Raw genomic sequence first — 18710 nt, forward strand, 5'->3', positions numbered from 1 at the left:
CGGGGCGGAGTGAGGGAAAAATGCAGGTCGGAGCAGCGCATTGAGGATTCTGCACACATCGGACTGGCACCTCGGCCGCTCCTTCCACCGGGTCGGACTGCTCGACGCCCAGGCCGCGTACCTCGACCACCTGGTGGCGACCGTACGGGAGCACGAGGTGGACGCGGTCCTGGTGGCCGGGGACGTCTACGACAGGGCGGTGCCCCCGCTCGCCGCGGTGGAGCTCTTCGACCGTGCACTGCACCGGCTCGCCGAAGCGGGCGTCGCGACGGTGATGATCTCGGGCAACCACGACTCGGCCCGCAGGCTCGGAGTGGGCGCGGGTCTCATCCGGCTGGCCGGAATACATCTGCGGACCGATCCGGCGGGCTGCGACACGCCGGTGCTCCTCTCCGACCCGTACGGCGATGTGGCGTTCTATGGGCTGCCCTATCTGGAACCGGCCCTGGTCCGTGACGAGTTGAAGGCAGCCAGGGCAGGGCATGAAGCCGTGCTGACCGCCGCGATGGACCGGGTACGCGCGGACCTCGCGGTACGGGCCCCCGGCACCCGCTCCGTGGTCCTCGCCCATGCCTTCGTCGCCGGCGGAGAGCCCAGCGACAGTGAGCGCGACATCACCGTCGGCGGAGTGGCCGCCGTACCGGCCGGGGTCTTCTCCGGCGTCGACTATGTCGCGCTCGGCCACCTGCACGGCAGCCAGACACTCACCGAGCGGGTCCGCTACTCGGGCTCCCCGCTCGCCTACTCGTTCTCCGAGGCCGCCCACCGCAAGACGATGTGGCTGATCGATCTCGGCCCCGCCGGAGAGATCGCCGCCGAGCGGATCGACTGCCCCGTCCCCCGGCGGCTCGCCAGAATCCGGGGCCGTCTCGACGCACTGCTGGAGGATCCGGCGCTGGAGAGGCACGAGGAGTCCTGGGTGGAGGCCACACTCACCGACCCGGTGCGGCCCGCCGAGCCGATGGCCAGGCTGAGCGCGCGCTTCCCGCACACGCTCAGCCTGGTCTTCGAGCCGGACCGGACCACCGGGGACCCGCTCGCCTCCTACGCCCAGCGCCTCAAGGGGCGCACCGACCAGCAGATCGCGGAGGACTTCGTGGCGCACGTACGGGGCGGCGCCGGGCCCGACGCGGCGGAGCGCGGAGTGCTCTCCGGAGCCATCGACGACGTCCGGGTGGATGACGGGGCGAACGAGGTGGCGCGATGAGGCTGCACACCCTGCGCATCGCAGCCTTCGGCCCCTTTGCCGCACGCCAGGAAGTCGACTTCGACTCCCTGTCCGAAGCCGGGCTCTTCCTCCTCCACGGACCGACCGGCGCAGGCAAGACGTCGGTACTCGACGCCGTGTGCTACGCGCTCTACGGAGCGGTACCCGGCGCGCGGCAGGGCCCCGGGAACACCCTGCGCAGCGACCACGCCCCGGTGGACGAGCCCACCGAGATCTCGCTGGAACTGAGCGTGGGCGACCGCCGCCTGGAGGTCACCCGGCTGCCCGCACAGCCGCGCCCCAAGAAGCGCGGCGAGGGCTTCGTCACCGAGAAGGCACAGAGCAGACTGCGCGAGTACGACCGGCGGACCGGCAGCTGGCGGTCGCTGAGCAAGTCCCACCAGGAGATCGGCGAGGAGATCACCCAGCTCATAGGGATGAGCAGGGAGCAGTTCTGCCAGGTGGTGCTGTTGCCCCAGGGCGACTTCGCCCGTTTCCTGCGAGCGGACGCCGAGGCGCGCGGAAAGCTCCTCGGCCGGCTCTTCGACACCCGGCGCTTCGCCGCCGTCGAGGAACGTCTCGCCGCGCTGCGCCGGGCCGCCGAGACACAGGTGCTGGCCGGTGACGAGCGACTGCTGACTCTCGCCCACCGGATGGCCGAGGCTGCGGGCGACGCGGCCGGCGACTGGCCACTGCCCGGAGACCGGCCGGGCGAACCGGGCCTCGCCGAGGCCGTCATGCAGTGGGCCGCGGTGGCGCGCTGCGGAGCCCACGAACGGCTCGGCATCGCGCAGGCGGCCCTGTCCGAAGCGGAGCGCCGGCAGGCCGCGGCCCGGACCGCCCTGGAGGACCAGCGCGAACTGGCCAGACTCCAGGAGCGGTACGAGCAGACGCGCCGCCGCGCCGATGAGCTGGCGAACCGCAGTGGCGAGCGCGCGGAGGTACGCGCCAGGCTGGACCGCGCGCGCCGGGCCGAACGAGTCGGCGACGCGCTGACGCAGCGCGACGAAGCGGCCCGGGAGCACCGCGACGCGGTGGCCGCCCGGGAGCGCGCACGGCGCGAGCTTCCCGCCGAGCTGGCCGACGCGGGCGCCGACCAGCTGCACGCCCTGGAGCGCAGGCTCCGCCAGGACCTCGGGGCGCTGGACGCTGCACGGCGGGCCGAGCGGCGCAGCGCGGAGATCACCGCCGAGCGCGCGGATCTGGACCGCCAGGCGCACGCCGATGACGAGCTGATCCGCGAGACCGCCGGCTGGCTGGCCGACTGGGACACCGTCCTGCGCCGCTGCCAGGACCGTATCGACGCCGCGCAGGAGGCCGCGACCCGCGCCGAGCAGCTGGCAGGACAGCTCGAACCGGCCCGCCGCCGGCTGGAGGCGGCGCGCGCCCGTGACCGGCTCACCACCGAAGCGGCGGCAGCGGAGGGACGGCTGAGCACGGCGCGCGAGCGGGCGAACGCCGAGCACGAGACCTGGCTCGACCTGCGGGAGCGCCGTCTGAGCGGTATCGCGGCCGAGCTGGCGGCCGGACTGCGGGACGGCGAGCCCTGCGCGGTGTGCGGCGCCGTCGGGCACCCATCACCCGCCAGGCGCGGGGCAGGTCATGTGGACCGTGCCGCGGAGGAGGCGGCGTACGAGACACACACCCGTGCCGACGAGGACCGTGCCGAAGCGGAGCGCGCCCTCGGCACCGTCCGCGAGGCGGTCGCGGAAGCGCGCGCGGGGGCGGGCAGCGCCACCACCGGTGAACTCGCCGACCTGGTCGACCAGTTGCAGCGCGACCATGCTCAGGCCCACGCCACGGCCGCCGGAATGCACGCCGCCCGGGAGGAGCGCGGCCGGGCGGAGCGCGAACACACCGAACGGACCGCCGCCCAGCAGCAGGCCGAACGCCGCTCCGCCGCCCGTACCTCACAGCGCGAGGCACTGGAGCGGGAGCAGTCCGCGATCGAGGAGGAGCTGGTGCGGGCGCGCGGCGGGGCGGGCAGCGTCGCCGAACATGCCACGCGGCTTGAGCACCGGATGCGGTTCCTGGACCGGGCGGCCGATGCCGTGCGCGCGGTCGACACCACCGCCCAGCGCCTCAAGGAGGCCGACGACCGGCTCGCCGACGCCGCCTTCCGGGCGGGGTTCGACACCCCGCAGGCGGCCGCCGCCGAACTGACCGGCGACGGCGAACAGCGCCGCCTGCAGCAGCGCCTCGACGCCTGGCAGGCCGAGGAGGCCGCACTCGCCGAGCGGCTCGCCGAGCAGGACGCGGCCGAAGCCGCCGGCCGCCCGCCGGCCGATCCCGGCGCCGCCCGGGCGGAGTTCGACACCGCGGAGCGCGACTTCCTGGAGGCGTCGTCGGTACTGGACGCCGCGGCCAAGCGCCGCACCGCGCTCCGGCGCCTCTCCGAGCAGGCCGCCGACGAGCTCACCGGCCTCGGTCCGCTGCGCGCCGAGTACGACAGGGTGGCCCGCCTCGCCACGCTCGCCGCGGGGACATCGGCCGACAACGAACGCAAGATGCGCCTGGAGTCGTACGTCCTCGCCGCCCGCCTGGAGCAGGTCGCCGCCGCGGCCACCGTCCGGCTGCAGACGATGTCGGCCGGGCGCTACACCCTGGTCCACTCCGACGCGAGAGCTGGCGGCCGGGGCCGCTCCGGGCTCGGGCTGCACGTCCTGGACTCCTGGACGGGGCGGGAGCGCGACACAGCGACGCTGTCCGGAGGCGAGACGTTCTTCGCGTCACTGGCCCTCGCGCTGGGACTGGCCGATGTGGTCACCGACGAAGCGGGCGGCATACGGCTGGACACGCTCTTCATCGACGAGGGCTTCGGAAGCCTGGACGACCAGACGCTGGACGACGTGCTCGACGTCCTGGACTCCCTGCGCGAACGGGACCGCAGCGTCGGCATCGTCAGCCATGTCGGCGACCTGCGCCGCCGGATCCCGGCCCAGCTGGAGGTCGTCAAGGAGCAGAGCGGATCGGCGGTCAGGCACCACGCGGCCGGGCGGTGACCTTCCGTACGGAAGCAGGCCCCGCGGAAGCAGTCTCCAAGTAGGCGACTGCCAACCAGAAGCAGCCATTCAGCAGCAGTGGTCCAGTACGGAGCAGCCCCGCCGGGCCCGCGCATCCCGCGGGCCCGGCGGTCGCTGTACGGCGCCGGACGACTCGCGCCGGCACACCCGTCGCTACAGCTTCGAGATCTCGTCCACCAGGTCGTCGAGCCCCAGCGACCCCTGCGACAGTGCGGCCATGTGCCAGGTCTTGGCGTCGAACGAGTCGCCGTGCGCCTTGCGGGCGTTCTCGCGGCCCAGCAGCCAGGCGCGCTCGCCCAGCTTGTACCCGATGGCCTGGCCCGGCATCGACAGATAGCGGATGAGCTCGCTCTCCACGAAGTCCGCGGGCCGCCCGCTGTGGTTCCCGAAGAACTCCTGCGCCAGCTCCGGCGTCCATCGCTCGCCCGGGTGAAACGGCGACTCGGCCGGAATCTCCAGTTCCAGGTGCATGCCGATGTCCACGATCACCCGGCAGGCGCGCATCATCTGCGCGTCCAGATATCCGAGCCTGCGCTCCGCGTCCGGCAGGAATCCCAGCTCGTCCATGAGGCGCTCGGCGTAGAGAGCCCAGCCCTCCGCGTTGGCGCTGACCATGCCGACACTCGCCTGGTAGCGGGAGAGCTGGTCCGCGACGTGCACCCACTGGGCCAGCTGGAGATGGTGCCCGGGCACCCCCTCGTGGTACCAGGTGGAGACCAGGTCGTACACCGGGAAGCGGGTCTCGCCCATGGTCGGCAGCCAGGTGCAGCCGGGCCGCGAGAAGTCCTCGGACGGCGGTGTGTAGTACGGAGCGGCGGCGCCGCCCGGCGGTGCGATCCGGGACTCGACCTTCCGTACCCGCTCGGCGAGTTCGAAGTGGGTGCCGTCGAGCGCGTCCATCGCCTCCGACATCAGCCCCTGGAGCCACTTCTGGACCTCGTCCACGCCCTCGATGTGGGTGCCGTGCTCATCCAGGTGCGCCAGCGCCTCCCAGGGACTGGCCCCCGGCAGGATCTTCCCGGCCTCGGTCCTCATCTCGGCCAGCAGCCGGTGGTATTCGGACCAGCCGTACGCGTACGCCTCGTCCAGATCGAGGTCGGTGCCGTTGAAGTAGCGCGACCAGCGGGCGTACCGCTCGCGGCCGACCGTGTCCGGCGCGTCCTCGACGGCGGGCGCGTAGACGTCGCGCATCCAGTCGCGCAGCGAGGCCACCGCAGCGGTCGCGGAACGGGCAGCGGAGTCCAGCTCCTTGCGCAGCGAATCCGGGCCCGCGGCGGCGAACTCCTCGAACCAGCCGGTGCCTTCGCCGCCGGAGCCGGCCCACTCGGTGAGCTGACCGATGAAGGTCTCGGTCGGGCGCGGACCGCCGAGCAGCCCCCGCTCCAGCCCGAGGGCCAGGGACTCGCGATACCCGTCGAGCGCGGCGGGCACGCCGCCGAGGCGCTCGGCCACGGCCGCCCAGTCCTCGTCGGTCTCCGTGGGAGTCACGGTGAACACCTCGCGCACGGCATGGGCCGGGGAGTGGATGTTGCTGACGGCGCGCAGCGCCTCATCGGCCTCGTGGACGGCCAGTTCGGCGTTGAGCCGCTCACGCAGCAGCCTGCCGCACCGCCGCTCGGCGTCACTGCCCCCGCCCGGCCGGCGCTCCGCCGCGTCGAGTTCGGCCAGGGTCGTCCGCGCGAGCGCGGCGAGGGCGGCCTGCCCGGCGGGGGAGAAGTCGGGGAGGGCGCCGGAGCTCTCGCGCACTCCGAGATAGGTGCCGGTGATCGGGTCGAGAGCGATCAGGGAGTCGACGTAGGCGTCGGCGACCTGACGGGGCAGTGGGCTGGTGAGAGTCTGTGACATGCGGACATCTTCGTACGGCGGGGAGTTCCGCGCCATCGATCTCCGGGTCGTCACTCTCCGGGACGGCGCTCTCGGGCCGCTGCTCACCCCGGGGGCAGCAGCGGCCCGCAGTCCCACTGCTGGAAGATCAGCCGGGTCTCCACCCGGGCCACTTCGCGGTGGGCCGTGAACTCGTCCAGAACCAGGCGCTGCAGGTCCGCGGTGTCGGCCACCGCCACGTGCACCAGGTAGTCGTCAGGCCCCGCCAGATGGAAGACGGCCCGTGACTCGGGCAGCGCCCGGATCCGCTCCACGAACGGGCCGACCAGCTCCCGGCGGTGCGGCCGTACCTGGACCGAGAGCAGCGCTTCGAGGCCCCGCCCCAGTTTCGCCGGGTCGAGCCGCAGCTGATGGCCCAGCACCACTCCGGAGCGGCGTAGCCGGGCCACCCGGTCGAGGCAGGTCGACGCGGCGACCCCGACCTCGGCGGCCAGCTCCCGGTAGGTGGTCCGGGCATCGTTCTGCAGGAGGCGGAGCAGATGCAGATCGACCGGGTCGATTACGACAGATTCGGCCATCGGCCGAACGTAACACGGGATGTGGCCTGAACTGCCCGGTAGGTGTTCAGGGTTCCCGCATGGAATCCGATGCCTCGACCACATCCAGGGCCCTGTCCACCGAAGCCGTGCACGCCGGGCGCGAAGACCTCGCCGGTCTCGGCCTGCACGCCGTCCCGATCGATCTGTCGACCACGTACCCCTCGTACGACAGCAGGCAGGAGGCGGCCAGGATCGACGAGTTCGCCGCCACCGGCGCCCGCCCGCAGGGGCCGCCGGTCTACGCCAGGCTCGACAACCCCACCACGGCGCGCTTCGAGACGGCGCTCGCCCGGCTGGAGGGGGCCGCGAGCGCGGTGGCCTTCGCCAGCGGAATGGCAGCGCTCAGCGCGGTGCTGCTCGCCCGTGCGAGCCAGGGGCTGCGCCATGTCGTCGCGGTCCGCCCGCTGTACGGGTGCAGCGACCATCTGCTCACCGCTGGGCTGCTCGGTACCGAGGTGACCTGGACGGACCCGGCGGGCGTCGCCGACGCGATCCGTCCGGAGACCGGCCTGGTGATGGTCGAGACGCCCGCCAACCCGACCCTCGCCGAGATCGACATCCGGGCGCTGGCGCACTCCTGCGGCTCGGTTCCGCTGCTCGTCGACAGCACCTTCGCGACCCCGGTCCTCCAGCGGCCGCTGGAGCACGGGGCGCGGATCGTCCTGCACAGCGCGACGAAGTATCTGGGCGGGCACGGCGATGTACTGGCCGGGGTGGTGGCCTGCGACGAGGAGTTCGCACGGGTGCTGCGGCAGCTGCGCTTCGCGACGGGCGGCGTCCTTCACCCGCTGTCGGGGTACCTGCTGCTGCGCGGTCTTTCGACCCTGCCGGTCAGGATGCGGGCCGCCGCCGGGACGGCCGCTGAACTCTCCCGCAGACTGGCCGCCGACCCGAGGATCGCGGCGGTCCACTATCCGAAGCTGGGCGGCGCCATGGTGGCCTTCGAGGTGCACGGCGATCCGCACCGGGTGATCGCGGGCGTACGGCTGATCACCCCGGCCGTCAGCCTCGGCAGCGTCGACACCCTCATCCAGCACCCTGCCTCCATCAGCCACCGCATTGTGGCCGAGGGAGACCGGCGGTCCGCAGGCGTGAGCGAGCAGCTGCTGCGGATGTCGGTGGGCCTGGAGGACGTGGACGACCTCTGGGCGGATCTGGACGGGGCGCTCAGTGGCCGCTCTGCTCGCTCGGCCCGTACGGCAGTTCATGCGGAAGGCCGTACGGCAGGTCCTGCGCCGGACGGGAGTGCGCGGGTGTCGTCGCCAGTCGTGCGGTGATCACCAGAGTGCCTTCCTCGATCTGGTAGTCGAGGGGCAGCCCGAGGCCGCGCATCGCCGCCACCATGCCGGTGTTGGACGCCTGCGTCACCGCGTACACGCTCTCGCACCCGGTCTCCTCCGCCAGCGCCACCAGTCGGCCGAGCAGTTCGGAGCCGATGCCGCGGTGCTGCCAGGCGTCCTCGACGAGCAGCGCGACCTCGGTCTCGTCGCCGTCCCACAGGAGGTGGCCGAGGCCGACGATGCGCCCCGAAGCGGTCTGCACGGCGAGGGTGCGGCCGAACCGGGGGCTCAGCAGATGGCCGAGGTAGCGGTCCGCGTCGCCGACCGGGCCGTGGTAGCGCAGGCCGAGGGTCCGGTCGGTGCACCGGTCGTGCATCGCCCGGGCTGCCTGCGCGTCGTCGGGCCCGGCCCTGCGCACGGTGATCTCGTTGCCCTCGGGGAGGGTGAAGACATCCCTGCTGCGGGGCATCCTCGGGCCGAGGCGGGCGTCGAGTTCGATGAGGGCCCTGGCGCGGGCGAACTCCGTGGGGGTGAACGGCAGATGGGGCCGTTCGACGGTGATCGTGCCGCCGGACGGGTCACGCAGCCGCATCACCCGCTCCTCGAGAACGCCCTCCGCGGGCGTCGGCTCGTCGGCGGACGCGTCGCCTGCCGACACCGCGGGCAGCGAGTGGATGGTGCAGCGGCCGAGCAACTGGCGCAGTGCCAGCGGGAGTTCGGCGGCGTCCAGGGCCGTGCGGGTGGCGAGGCCCAGCACGCGGGTCGGTGCGTCGACCAGGTCGTGGGCGTCCGCGCGCTCGATCCAGGTGTCGTGCCCGCCTGCCGCCGCGACCTCGTGGCCGAGCTGCCGGGACTGGAAGGCGGCGGGGGCGCGCAGCAGGAACTCGTCGACCGTACCGTCGGCGAGCGGGTGGGTCTGGAGCGTCAGGATGTCGACCTGGTGACGGGCCAGCGCCGTGCACAGCGCGGCCAGGCTGCCGGGCTCGTCCCGTACGGTCGTACGCATCCGCCACAGCACGGTCTCGGACCGCGCCATCCCGTTCGCGTCGCTGCTGTCGCTGCTGTTGCCGTGCGCGTGGTCGTCGCGGGGCACTGCGGGCGTGCCGGCCGGGTCGCTCGCGCCGGACCGTCCGGACGACCGTCCGGACGGTGGTGCGTGGCTGTGGTGCTGGGCCCACCAGAGGTGGAACGCCGCCGTGCCGATGAGCGCCACCGCGGCGGCGACCAGGAGGAAGGGCCCGTCGGGCCCGTGCGCGACGAGATTGGCGACGGCGTCGGCGAGCGCTACGGCGGTGAACAGGGCGGCCAGTTCGATGAGGTCCCGGCGCCAGTGGTGCGGGCGACGGGTGCTCTTCGCGGGGTTCACATCGGTCATGCCCTCACTGTGACCGAGCGGTGTTGCCTGATCACGAACACCCTGTGACTGATGGGTTAAGTGTGATTTTGGTTGATTGGTAACCTTTTCCTGCCGGAAAAGACGCGAAGCGTCCGGTCCGGTGCCCCATGGTGATGCAGTTGCCATTGCACGTACCCCCTCACCCCAAGTGAACCGACGCGGGCCTCAATTGGTTCCTGCCAGCAGCCGGATACCGCGCTCGATCTCCGGCGGCGCCAGTTGCGCGTATCCGAGCACCAGACGTACGACGTCGTCCCGGGGGCGGGCGGTTCCGTAGTCGGACAGCGGGCGCACGGCGGCCCCCGCCCGGGCCGCCCGCTCTTGGAACCGGCTCTCCGGGCCGTGAGCTTCCGGCAGCCGCGCGATGACATGCAGTCCTGCGGCGATCCCGCTGACCGCGGATCCGGGGATGTGCTCTTCGAAGCCCGGACCAGGGCGTCCCGCCGCTCCCGGTAGGCGCGCTGGCAGCGCCGTAACTGACGGTCGTAGCCGCCGCCCCTGATGAACTCGGCCAGCAGCGCCTACGCCGCGAGCGCACGGCTGGACGGCAGCCGGGTCCCGGCCGGAAGCCGGCCGGTCCGGACCGCGGTGCGCAACGCCTCCTGCAGCCGGCGGCCACGGCGGCGGGACGGCGCGGCCGTGACCGGCAGCAGCAGCTCCCAGGCCGGTGAACCGGCAGTGCGATGCGCGGCCGTGCCCGGCGGGGCGACGTCGGCGGCGTACTCGTGCCGCTGGCCGGGGGGCGCCGACCGGCCCGGCCGGTTCTGCTCGGCGCACTGCTGGTGGCCGCGGGCGCCTTCGCGGTCCAGGGCTGGGCCGCACCGACGCCTTGGGAAGCGGCTGCTCGGCGGGCGCGCTCGCGGGGGAGGTGGGCTTCGCGGTCCTCGTCCCTCCGGTGCTGCGGCCGCTCGGTCCGAAGCTGCTGTCCGCCACGGTGTGCGCGGTGGCGGCCGTCGAATCGGCCGGGATCGGCGTGGCGGTGGACGGAACCGGTTTCGTCCGGGCGGCGGACACCGCGGAGGCGATGGCACTCGGCTGGCAGGCGGTGGTGGTCACCGTCATCGGGTTCGTCTGCTGGTACAGCGGGATGCAGCGGATCGGCGCCGAGCGGGCCACGCTGTTCTCGGGCGCCTGATCCCCGTGGCCGCCGCGCTAACCGCGCCCCTGGTCGGCGCCGGGGGCTACGGAGCGCCGCAGGCCGCGGGCAGCGCTCTGGTCGCGGTGGGCGTGACCCTCGGGTCCGGGGTGGGCGGACCCCGCTCAGCGGCTGGTGTCGAGGATGACGCGGGCCACCAGGGCGGGGTCGTCGCTCATCGGGACATGGCCGCAGCCGGGCAGCCGCACCAGCCGGGCGCCGGGGATGGTGCGCTTGGCGCGGATGCCCTGGCGGCGCAGCAGGATGCGGTCCTTCGTGCCCCAGGCCACGGTGACGGGTACGGCGCTGACTTCGGACGTGAAGAGTACGTCCCGGCCGGCGGCGAGGGTTTCGTCGAAGCCGGTCGCGCCGCGCAACGCCCGGGTCTCCGCGACGACGGCCTCCGGTGAACGGCGGCCCGGCCGGGCGTAGATGGTGCCGGTGAGGGCCGCCCGCCCGGCCGCCGAGCGCGACAGCCGCTCGACCACCGGGGGCGGCAGCAGCCGGGCGCCCTGCCTCATCGCCGTCAGGGTCGAGAACGCGTACCGCCGCTCGCCCGGCGTCCAGAATCCGGCCGGTGAGAGGGCGGTGACCGACCGTACGAGCTTCCTGTTGCCCAGCTCGAGCGCGAGCAGACCGCCCAGCGAGTTCCCCGCCACATGGGGCCGTTCGACGCCGAGCGCCTCGCACATCGAGCCGAGGACGGGCACGACCGACGCGAGGTCGTACGGCACGCCGTCGGGAAGCGCGGGCGAGGTACCGAACCCGGGCAGGTCAACGGCGATGACCTCGCGCTCGGCGGCCAGGATGTGCACCACGGGGTCCCACGCCTGCCGGTGGTGGCCGATACCGTGCAGCAGCAGGAGCGGAGCGCCGGATCCGGTGCGCTCGTACGCCACCGAGACCGGCTTCTGCCCCGTCGTCGTGTCGATCGTGAAGGAGACCTGGGCGGACATGCTGCTGCTCCCTGGGGTGGGGGTCCCTGAGAGCAGGAACCGGCACTTAGACGTCGCGTCAGTAACAATTACCCTTCAGTAGCTTGTACTTCAAGGGGCGGGGCGAAAACGGGTGGCGCGAGAGGCGGATGGCCCGAGGAGGGGGTGGCGTGAAGTGCGGGCCGCGCGAGACGGGGAGGGCGGCGCTGAAGTGGATCGGGTCCCTTCCGGCGATTCCTTCTGGACACCGGGGTGCGGGTCGGCTGGGATGGGGGAGTGGCGATCGACACGGCAACCGACCTCTTCGAAGAACACCGCTCGGTACTGACCGGTGTGGCGTACCGGATGCTCGGCCGCGTCGCCGACGCGGAGGACGTCGTACAGGAGGCCTGGCTCCGCTGGTCGGCGGCCGACCGCGGCGATGTGCGCGAGCCGCGTGCCTTCCTCGTCCGCATCACGACCCGGCTGGCGCTCGACCGGCTCAGGCACGTGCAGTCGCGGCACGAGGCATATGTGGGGCCGTGGCTTCCCGAGCCGCTCGCCACGGACTTCGGCGCGTCCGTTCCCGACACCGCGGAGCAGGCGGTGCTCGCCGAGTCCGTCTCGTTCGCCGTGCTGGTGGTGCTGGAATCGCTCTCTCCGCTGGAGCGTGCGGTGTTCGTGCTGCGGGAGGCCTTCGGATTCCCGTACGCGGAGATCGCCGTCGTACTCGACCGCGGCGAGGCGGCCGTGCGCCAGCTCGCCGGGCGCGCGCGGCGCCATGTGGACGAGCGTAAGCCGCGGTACGACGTCGATCCGGCCGAACGCCGCGTTCTGACCGAACGGTTCCTGGCGGCGGCGTCGGGCGGGAACCTGGACGAGTTGCTGGCCCTGCTCACCCCCGGAGTGCGCCTGGTGGGGGACAGTGGCGGCAAGTCCAAGGCGCCGCTGCGCGTCATCGAGAGCGCGGACAAGGTGGGCCGTTTCCTGTTCGGCGTCGCGGAGAAGGGCGTAGAGGATGCCGAGTTCCGCATCAGGGAGCTCAACGGCGCCCCGGCGATCGTTGTGCTATCGGGCGGCACCGTGGACACCGTGATGCAGGTGGAGATCAAGGACGGCAGGATCGCCGAGATCTATATCGTGCGCAATCCTGACAAACTCCTGCTGCTATCCGCGGAGTAGGGCTCTCCGGCCCCTCTGATCCGGGGGGCGGTCCGCTCGTCCGGGTGTGCCCTGGTCTGCCGGGCACGCTTTCGCCCCCGGGCCCCTGCGCGCTTTCTGCGCCGACTGCGCTCTTCTGTGCTGCGGGGCTCTTTGGTGCGCTCGACTTTTCGGTTCCGGCTGGTCACTTCCTGCTGCCCGCTGCCGCTGCCGGTTGGCGTGGCGGCCCTCTGACCGATAACTTCCCGTGAACGCACTGCGTCATGACTCGACTCCGTTCCGCTATCGGGCGAGGATTGGTCTTGACCAAGAAGGGGTGCCGCCCTACTCTCGCAGAGTTAGTGCAGGAACCTTTAATAAACAAGGGCACGGAAAAGCCGCCGGGCGTACGGCGATTGCGGAGGATCAGGGTGGGGACCACGCAGCTGGAATCGGTGCCGGAGCCGAAGTACTGGCACCTCAAGTCCGTGCTCACCGAGGCGCTGGACTCGGAATTCGCGGTCGGGGAGATCCTGCCCAACGAGCGTGAACTGGCCGCTCGCTTCGGCGTCGCGCGCGCCACGCTGCGCCAGGCACTGGAACAGCTGGAGCTGGAAGGGCGTCTGCAGCGCCGCCGCGGGGTCGGCACCACGGTGGCCCCGCCGCGCGTCGGTGTCGACGTGTCGACTTCGCAGCAGACCTGGCCCGGTGCGGCGGACGACGCCTGGCAGCCCGTCGAGTGCGGCAGCACCGCCCCGCCGGCCGCCGTGGCCCGGCTGCTCGACGCGGACAGCGACGACGCGGTGCACACCGTGCGCAGGATCAGGATGACGCAGGGGCAGTCCGTCGCCACGGAGCTGCTGTACGTACCGGTTGCCTCCGTGCCCGAACTGTCCGCCATAGAAGCTCCGTCGGGCCCGGCCCGTGCGCGCGCCGTCCTGCGTGAGCTCCAGCATCTCGACCTTGACGGCCAGGACCGCGCAGTCGAACTCGGTTCGGCCCGCGCCGACGACGCCAAGGAACTCGACCGGCTGCCCGGTGCTCCGGTGCTCGTCGTCACCACCCGGTACATCGCGGGCGGCAGGACGGTCGCGGTGTCGGTGGCCACCTACCGGGCTGACACCTGCCGGCTCACCTTCGGTGACTCGGGCGACCTGGAGATCAGCGACCAGCTGCCCGGCGGCAAGAAAGCCTCCTGATCCGGACGTCCATCGTCCGGACCGAGCTGGCCCCAGCCGTCCGTTGTCCTTGCCCCCGGAGCCATCCCGTGACGGGTTCCGTCGCCGCGATGGTGTGACCGGTCCGCCGCCGCAATGGCGTGACGGGGCCCGTCGTCGCGATCAGCGGCGCGCCGTCACCGTGCCCTCCACCGCGAAGAGTTCCTCCTCCACGTGGTCGAGCGCCAGCCGCAGCGCGCCCGTCGCCACTGCGGCCTCACCGAGCACGGACAGCGCGACCCGGGGCGGACGGAGGCAGTAGCGCGCCAACTCGCCCCGCAGCGGCTCCAGTACCCCGTCGAGCCCGGCCGCCCAGCCGCCGATCACCACGAGCTCGGGGTCGAGCGCCAGCACCAGCGCCGCCACATCGTGGACCAGCCGCTGAATGAACCGCTCCACGGCGGCCCGGGCCCGCGTGTCGCCCTCCTTGGCATGAGTGAAGACCTCGGCGACCGCATGCTCGTCCAGCGGGTGGAGCGGCTCGTCGGTCGTGGAGAGCAGCTTCTCGGGGCGGACTCCGCGGCCCAGCAGATGCAGCGCGCCGATCTCGCCCGCCGCGCCGCCGAAACCGCGGTGCAACCGCCCGCCGATCAGCGAACCCGCACCGGGACTCAGTCCGGCGAGCACGAAAACGATGTCGTCGGAATCGGTCGCGGCGCCCTTCCAGTGTTCGGCCACGGCCGCCGCGTTGGCGTCGTTCTCGACCAGGACCGGGCAGCGGAACGACCGCCGCAGCCGCTCGCCCAGCGCGAGCCCGGTCCACTCGGGAAGCGCCGTGCCGAGCCGGACTGTGCCGTCGGCCTCCACGATTCCCGGGCTGCCGACCCCGACAGCGCGCAGCGTGCTGCGCGCGACTCCGGCCCGGCGCAGCACATCGGCCACCGTGCTCCGTACTCGCTCCAGCCGCTCGTCCGCGGACGCCGTCTCCGGCACCTTGCGGGAACCGGCGCCGATGATCTCGCCATCGAGGCCTGAGAGCAGGGCGGCGACCCGGTGCGGGCCGATCTCGATGCCGAGCAGATGCCCGGCCTCCGCACGGAAACGGAACCGCCGTGCCGGACGCCCCTGCCGTCGGGTCTCCCCCTCCTCCTCGGGGGCGTCCTCGACGACGAGGCCGGCCGAGATCAGTCCTTCGATCACGCCTTCGACCGTCGGCCGCGAAAGGCCGGTGATGCGGGTGAGATCCGTCAGGGTCGGGAACACTTCGCCGCGCAGTGCGTGCAGCACCACGGAGGAGTTGATCCGTCGCAGCAACGAGGGATCCCCGCCGGTCAGCTGCCCCAACGTCTGTCCTCCCAGCTCAGCTCGTGCGTGTGTGCCGGATGGTACCGGGTGACAGGTCGGGCGGCGAGTGGCTGCCGGGACGGTGGCGGGTCAGGCGGGCGCGACGAACCCCGACTCGTACGCGGCAATCACCGCTTGCGTACGGTCGCGAGCTCCCAGTTTCGCCAGCACAGCGCTGACGTGGGACTTCACCGTCTCGACACCGATGATCAGCTGGGCTGCGATCTCCGCGTTCGACAGGCCGCGTGCCATCAGCCGGAGCACTGCGGCTTCCCGTTCGGTGAGAGCCGCCCGGTCCAGTGCTTCTCGCGCCGCGCTGTTGCCGTACTCGGCGGCGAGCGCTCGGACCGCTGCCGGGAAGAGCAGCGACTCTCCCTCGGCGATCAGCCGCACCGCGTGGACGATCTCAGCCGGCCGGGCCCGCTTCAGCAGGAACCCGTCCGCCCCCGCGCGCAGCGCCTGATAGACGTACTCGTCGTTCTCGAAAGTCGTCACGACCAGGATCTTCGGCGGCGGCTGAACGGTCCGCAGTACTGCCCGGGTGGCCGCGATGCCGTCCAGCAGGGGCATCCGCACATCCATAGCCACCACATCGGGGCGCAACTGGCGCACCAGCGGCACCACGGCCGCACCGTCAGCGGCCTCGCCCACCACCTGAATGTCGCCCTGGGCCTCAAGTACGGCGCGCAGGCCGGCACGTACGAGAGGTTCATCGTCGACAAGCAGCACAGAGATCGGCACCCCGTCAGCCTAGGCCGTCGAGCGGCAACCGTGCATATACCCTCCAATCGCCTCCGTGCGGACCCGTCTCCGCTGTACCACCGAGCAGCGCCGCGCGCTCCCGTATGCCACGCAACCCGCTCCCGCCACTGGACCGTCCAGCCGAACTGTTCAGCGGATTGGTCACCTCCAGGCTGAGCTGCCCGGCAACGACAGAGATCCGTACCCGCACCGGCACCGGGCCGGAGTGACGCAGCACGTTGGTCAACGCCTCCTGCAGCATGCGGTATCCCTCGCGTGAGATCGGACCGGGCACCAGCTCCACCGGACCACTCACCTCGGCATCCACTTTCGCGCCCGAGCTGCGAGCCGACTCCAGAAGCCGGTCCGCCTCGCTGAGCGACGGGCGCTGCCCCAGCGGGGTCGCCGACTCGCGCAGGATGAGCAGCACGCGCTCCAGATCTTCCAATGCCTCCCGTCCCGTCTCCTCGATGGCGGCCAGGGCCCGGTCGGTGAAGACCGGGTCGTTCGCGGCCCGCGCCGCACCTGCCTGCACCACGGCCACGGTGAGGGCGTGCCCAATGGAGTCGTGCAACTCCCTCGCGATGCGGTTCCGTTCGAGGAGTTGCTCCGTACGCTCCTCCAGCGCGGTCAGCCGCTGTCCCTGCGAAGGGCCGAGCAGCAGGCGGGCGACGGTTGTGATCAGTGCGCCGGAAGCGACCACACAGACCGGTATCGCCACGATCGGCAGTGGTGCGAGAAGGGAGCACCACCAGGGCGCGGCATCGAAGAGCCTGAGGGCGAGGTAGAGCAGCTGCACGGGAGCAATCGCCCCCAGGACGCTGGAGGCCAGCCGCGCTTCGAGCCACAGCACGGTACGCCAGCGGTCTGCCCATGTCAGAGACGGGGCGACCGAGATGGATGCCTCGGGCCGTCCCCGTTCGTCAGGCGTGAGCAGCAACTGGGCCTGCAGCGACTCCTCCAGCCGGACGGCAGGGATCAGTCCGAGCGGAATGACCAGGAACACCGGCAAGTAGAACTGCTTCATGTTGATGAACAGCCACACGGCGACGAACGCGAGTGGCACACAGACATGCAGCCATCGTGTGTAGGTGACCGGGCGCAGCAGTGGCCGAATGAGGCGGAACATGCCGTAATCGTGCCAGCCGGTCACACTCCGGCGGCTCCCCCGCATGGGGGAGCCGGTCCCCCCGGGCGGGGGAAGTCACTGACAGTGGACCACCGGGAAGGTGGACCCATGACCAGTATCGAAGTCTGCGAACTCACCAAGGATTACGGTTCGAAGCGGGCAGTGGACGGGCTCTCGTTCGCCGTCCTGCCCGGCCGGGTCACCGGCTTCCTCGGGCCGAACGGCGCGGGCAAGTCCACGACCATGCGGCTGGTCCTCGGCCTCGACCGCCCTTCCTCAGGCGCTGCCACCGTCGGTGGACGGCGGTATGCGGAAGCCGGAGAGCCGCTGCGGCTGGCGGGCGCGCTCCTCGACGCGAATGCCGCGCACGGTGCGCGCACCGCACGCGATCACCTGCTGGCTCTGGCCGTTACCCATCGCATGGGGCGACGGCGCGTTGACGAAGTGCTGGAGGAGGCGGGTATCGCGAGCGTTGCTGTCCATCGCATCAGGACGTTCTCGCTGGGAATGCGGCAGCGGTTGGGTATAGCCGCTGCTCTGCTGGGGGACCCGTCCGTAGTGATGCTGGACGAACCGTCGAACGGCCTCGACCCCGAGGGGATCATCTGGATACGGGAGCTGATGCGCCGCCTCGCCGCGGAGGGCAGGACTGTGCTCGTGTCCAGCCATCTCATGAACGAGACAGCTTCGTTCGCGGACCATCTCGTGGTCCTGGGCAAGGGACGGCTTCTCGCCGACACCCCGATGCAGGAATTCATCGACTCGCGGATCCGGCCACGAGTCCGGCTGCGGAGCACCAGTGGTGAGCAACTGCGATCCCTGCTGCTCCGCAAGGGACTGATCCCGGCCGAACGCGAAGACGGCAGCTGGGTCGTCGAGGGTGCGAGCGCCGAGGGCATCGGTCGTGTCGCGGCCGAGGAGGGCATCACGATTCTTGAACTCGCGACGGAGCAAGCCACGTTGGAAGAGGCATATCTCGACCTCACCCTCGGCGAGACACAATTCCCGGCCCGCCCTGCGTCTCTCACTCCGGGGGTATGAGCCATGACGTTCTCTGCCGTCCTCCACGCGGAATGGATCAAGATCCGCTCCGTGCGCGCCCTGGAAGGTGCGCTACTGGCCGTCTTTTTCGCCACGGTGGCCTTCTCGCTCCTCGGTAGTGCCACCATCGGGCACGAGGATGCGGGCAAGCCTGGATTCGATCCGGTCCACACCTCGTTCTTCGGCCTCAACTTCGGTCAGATCGCCGCCATCTGCTTCGGGGCTACAGCCGTCACCAGTGAGTACGGAACCGGCGCCATCCGTACCTCACTCACCGCTGTTCCGCGCAGAGGCCTCTTCTACGCGGCGAAACTCTCCGTCATCGGCGCACTTGCCTGTGCGGTCGGCCTGATGACCGGCCTTGCCTGCTTCCTCGGAGGGCAGGCTCTCATCGGTGCTCCCGGTGGCGGCATCGGTGCCCCCGGTGGGCTGCGCGCCGCAGTGGGCTGTGCTCTGTATCTGACGCTGATCACGCTGTTCGCCGCAGGCCTGGCGGCGGTGCTTCGGAGCGGGCCCGCCGTCATGGGGACGCTCATACCCTTCCTGCTCCTGGTGTCGTTCGTGATCGGTGACGTGAATCACGGCGCGGGTCTTGCCGACTTCCTGCCGGACCGGGCCGGACAGCAGGTCCTGCTCCAGCACTCGACCGGGTCGCTGGGGCCGTGGAGCGGACTCGCTGTCACCGCTGGCTGGGCGGCTGTCGCGGTGGGTGCCGGCTGGGCGGCGTTGCACCGGCGTGACGTCTGACCGCCCCGGCGGCCAACTGTCAGTGGTGGAGGG

Annotated in this window: 15 protein-coding genes and 1 pseudogene; 8 read left to right on the top strand and 8 right to left on the bottom strand. The window is 71.8% G+C overall.

Translation table 11 applies throughout. From position 1 onward, the window contains the following. Positions 1-40: 40 nt before the first annotated feature. Positions 41-1207 carry an exonuclease SbcCD subunit D gene (locus tag OG452_RS31305; RefSeq protein WP_327298905.1) on the top strand — a complete coding sequence of 389 codons (1167 nt, stop codon included), beginning with the start codon at positions 41-43 and terminating at the stop codon, positions 1205-1207. Next, positions 1204-4209 carry an SMC family ATPase gene (locus OG452_RS31310; RefSeq protein WP_327298906.1) on the top strand — a complete coding sequence of 1002 codons (3006 nt, stop codon included), beginning with the start codon at positions 1204-1206 and terminating at the stop codon, positions 4207-4209. Before OG452_RS31305 ends, OG452_RS31310 begins: the two co-directional genes overlap by 4 nt. A 174-nt stretch (positions 4210-4383) precedes the next feature. Here the strand turns inward: OG452_RS31310 and OG452_RS31315 are convergent, their stop codons facing one another. Next, the gene (locus tag OG452_RS31315) at positions 4384-6075 is read right to left on the bottom strand and encodes a DUF885 domain-containing protein (RefSeq protein WP_327298907.1); all 1692 of its coding nucleotides are present in this window, start codon (positions 6073-6075) and stop codon (positions 4384-4386) included. 83 nt (positions 6076-6158) lie between these two features. Beyond that, on the bottom strand, positions 6159-6632 hold the full coding sequence (locus tag OG452_RS31320; protein WP_327298908.1) for an Lrp/AsnC family transcriptional regulator: 474 nt from the start codon (positions 6630-6632) through the stop codon (positions 6159-6161). A 59-nt stretch (positions 6633-6691) separates the two neighbouring features. Here OG452_RS31320 and OG452_RS31325 point away from each other — a divergent pair, with 59 nt between their 5' ends. Continuing rightward, positions 6692-7930 carry a trans-sulfuration enzyme family protein gene (locus tag OG452_RS31325; RefSeq protein ID WP_327298909.1) on the top strand — a complete coding sequence of 413 codons (1239 nt, stop codon included), beginning with the start codon at positions 6692-6694 and terminating at the stop codon, positions 7928-7930. On the opposite strand, the gene OG452_RS31330 is transcribed toward OG452_RS31325, so the two are convergent. Together OG452_RS31330 and OG452_RS31335 are read right to left on the bottom strand one after the other, a co-directional pair. Beyond that, positions 7821-9308: a GNAT family N-acetyltransferase gene (locus tag OG452_RS31330; RefSeq protein ID WP_327298910.1), complete on the bottom strand. Its 1488-nt coding sequence runs from the start codon at positions 9306-9308 to the stop codon at positions 7821-7823. The genes OG452_RS31325 and OG452_RS31330 overlap by 110 nt on opposite strands. 186 nt (positions 9309-9494) lie before the next feature. Beyond that, positions 9495-9850, bottom strand: a pseudogene (locus OG452_RS31335) (PLP-dependent aminotransferase family protein); the annotation flags it as partial. A gap of 308 nt (positions 9851-10158) precedes the next feature. On the opposite strand from OG452_RS31335, the gene OG452_RS35505 reads away from it, so the two are divergent. Continuing rightward, a complete protein-coding gene (locus OG452_RS35505) occupies positions 10159-10464 on the top strand; it encodes a hypothetical protein (protein ID WP_405559935.1) in 306 nt (101 codons plus the stop codon). Positions 10465-10589: 125 nt separating this feature from the next. Here OG452_RS35505 and OG452_RS31345 read toward each other — a convergent pair whose 3' ends face one another. Beyond that, a complete protein-coding gene (locus OG452_RS31345; protein WP_327298911.1) occupies positions 10590-11420 on the bottom strand; it encodes an alpha/beta fold hydrolase in 831 nt (276 codons plus the stop codon). A gap of 255 nt (positions 11421-11675) precedes the next feature. On the opposite strand from OG452_RS31345, the gene OG452_RS31350 reads away from it, so the two are divergent. Then, positions 11676-12560, top strand: a complete 885-nt coding sequence (locus tag OG452_RS31350) for an RNA polymerase sigma-70 factor (protein ID WP_327298912.1) — start codon at positions 11676-11678, stop codon at positions 12558-12560. Positions 12561-12949: 389 nt separating this feature from the next. Then, complete coding sequence (locus OG452_RS31355; RefSeq protein ID WP_327298913.1) at positions 12950-13717, top strand: GntR family transcriptional regulator; 768 nt, start codon at positions 12950-12952, stop codon at positions 13715-13717. Between the two features lie 141 nt (positions 13718-13858). Here the strand turns inward: OG452_RS31355 and OG452_RS31360 are convergent, their stop codons facing one another. From OG452_RS31360 to OG452_RS31370, 3 genes are all read right to left on the bottom strand, one after another. Further along, positions 13859-15019 (bottom strand): ROK family protein, encoded by a 1161-nt coding sequence (locus OG452_RS31360; RefSeq protein WP_327298914.1) that lies wholly within the window; start codon positions 15017-15019, stop codon positions 13859-13861. Between the two features lie 90 nt (positions 15020-15109). Beyond that, positions 15110-15760 (bottom strand): response regulator transcription factor, encoded by a 651-nt coding sequence (locus OG452_RS31365; protein WP_327298915.1) that lies wholly within the window; start codon positions 15758-15760, stop codon positions 15110-15112. 4 nt (positions 15761-15764) lie between these two features. Continuing rightward, on the bottom strand, positions 15765-16889 hold the full coding sequence (locus tag OG452_RS31370) for a sensor histidine kinase (RefSeq protein WP_327298916.1): 1125 nt from the start codon (positions 16887-16889) through the stop codon (positions 15765-15767). 108 nt (positions 16890-16997) lie between these two features. Between OG452_RS31370 and OG452_RS31375 the strand changes: the two genes are divergently transcribed. Together OG452_RS31375 and OG452_RS31380 are read left to right on the top strand one after the other, a co-directional pair. Further along, entirely contained in the window at positions 16998-17930 is a 933-nt protein-coding gene (locus tag OG452_RS31375; protein WP_327298917.1) for an ATP-binding cassette domain-containing protein, read from the top strand. Between the two features lie 3 nt (positions 17931-17933). Continuing rightward, positions 17934-18677, top strand: coding sequence for an ABC transporter permease (locus tag OG452_RS31380; RefSeq protein WP_327298918.1), 744 nt, complete (start codon positions 17934-17936; stop codon positions 18675-18677). Positions 18678-18710: the final 33 nt, after the last annotated feature.

It is taken from the genome of Streptomyces sp. NBC_01197 (assembly GCF_036010505.1).
GTDB lineage: Bacteria > Actinomycetota > Actinomycetes > Streptomycetales > Streptomycetaceae > Streptomyces.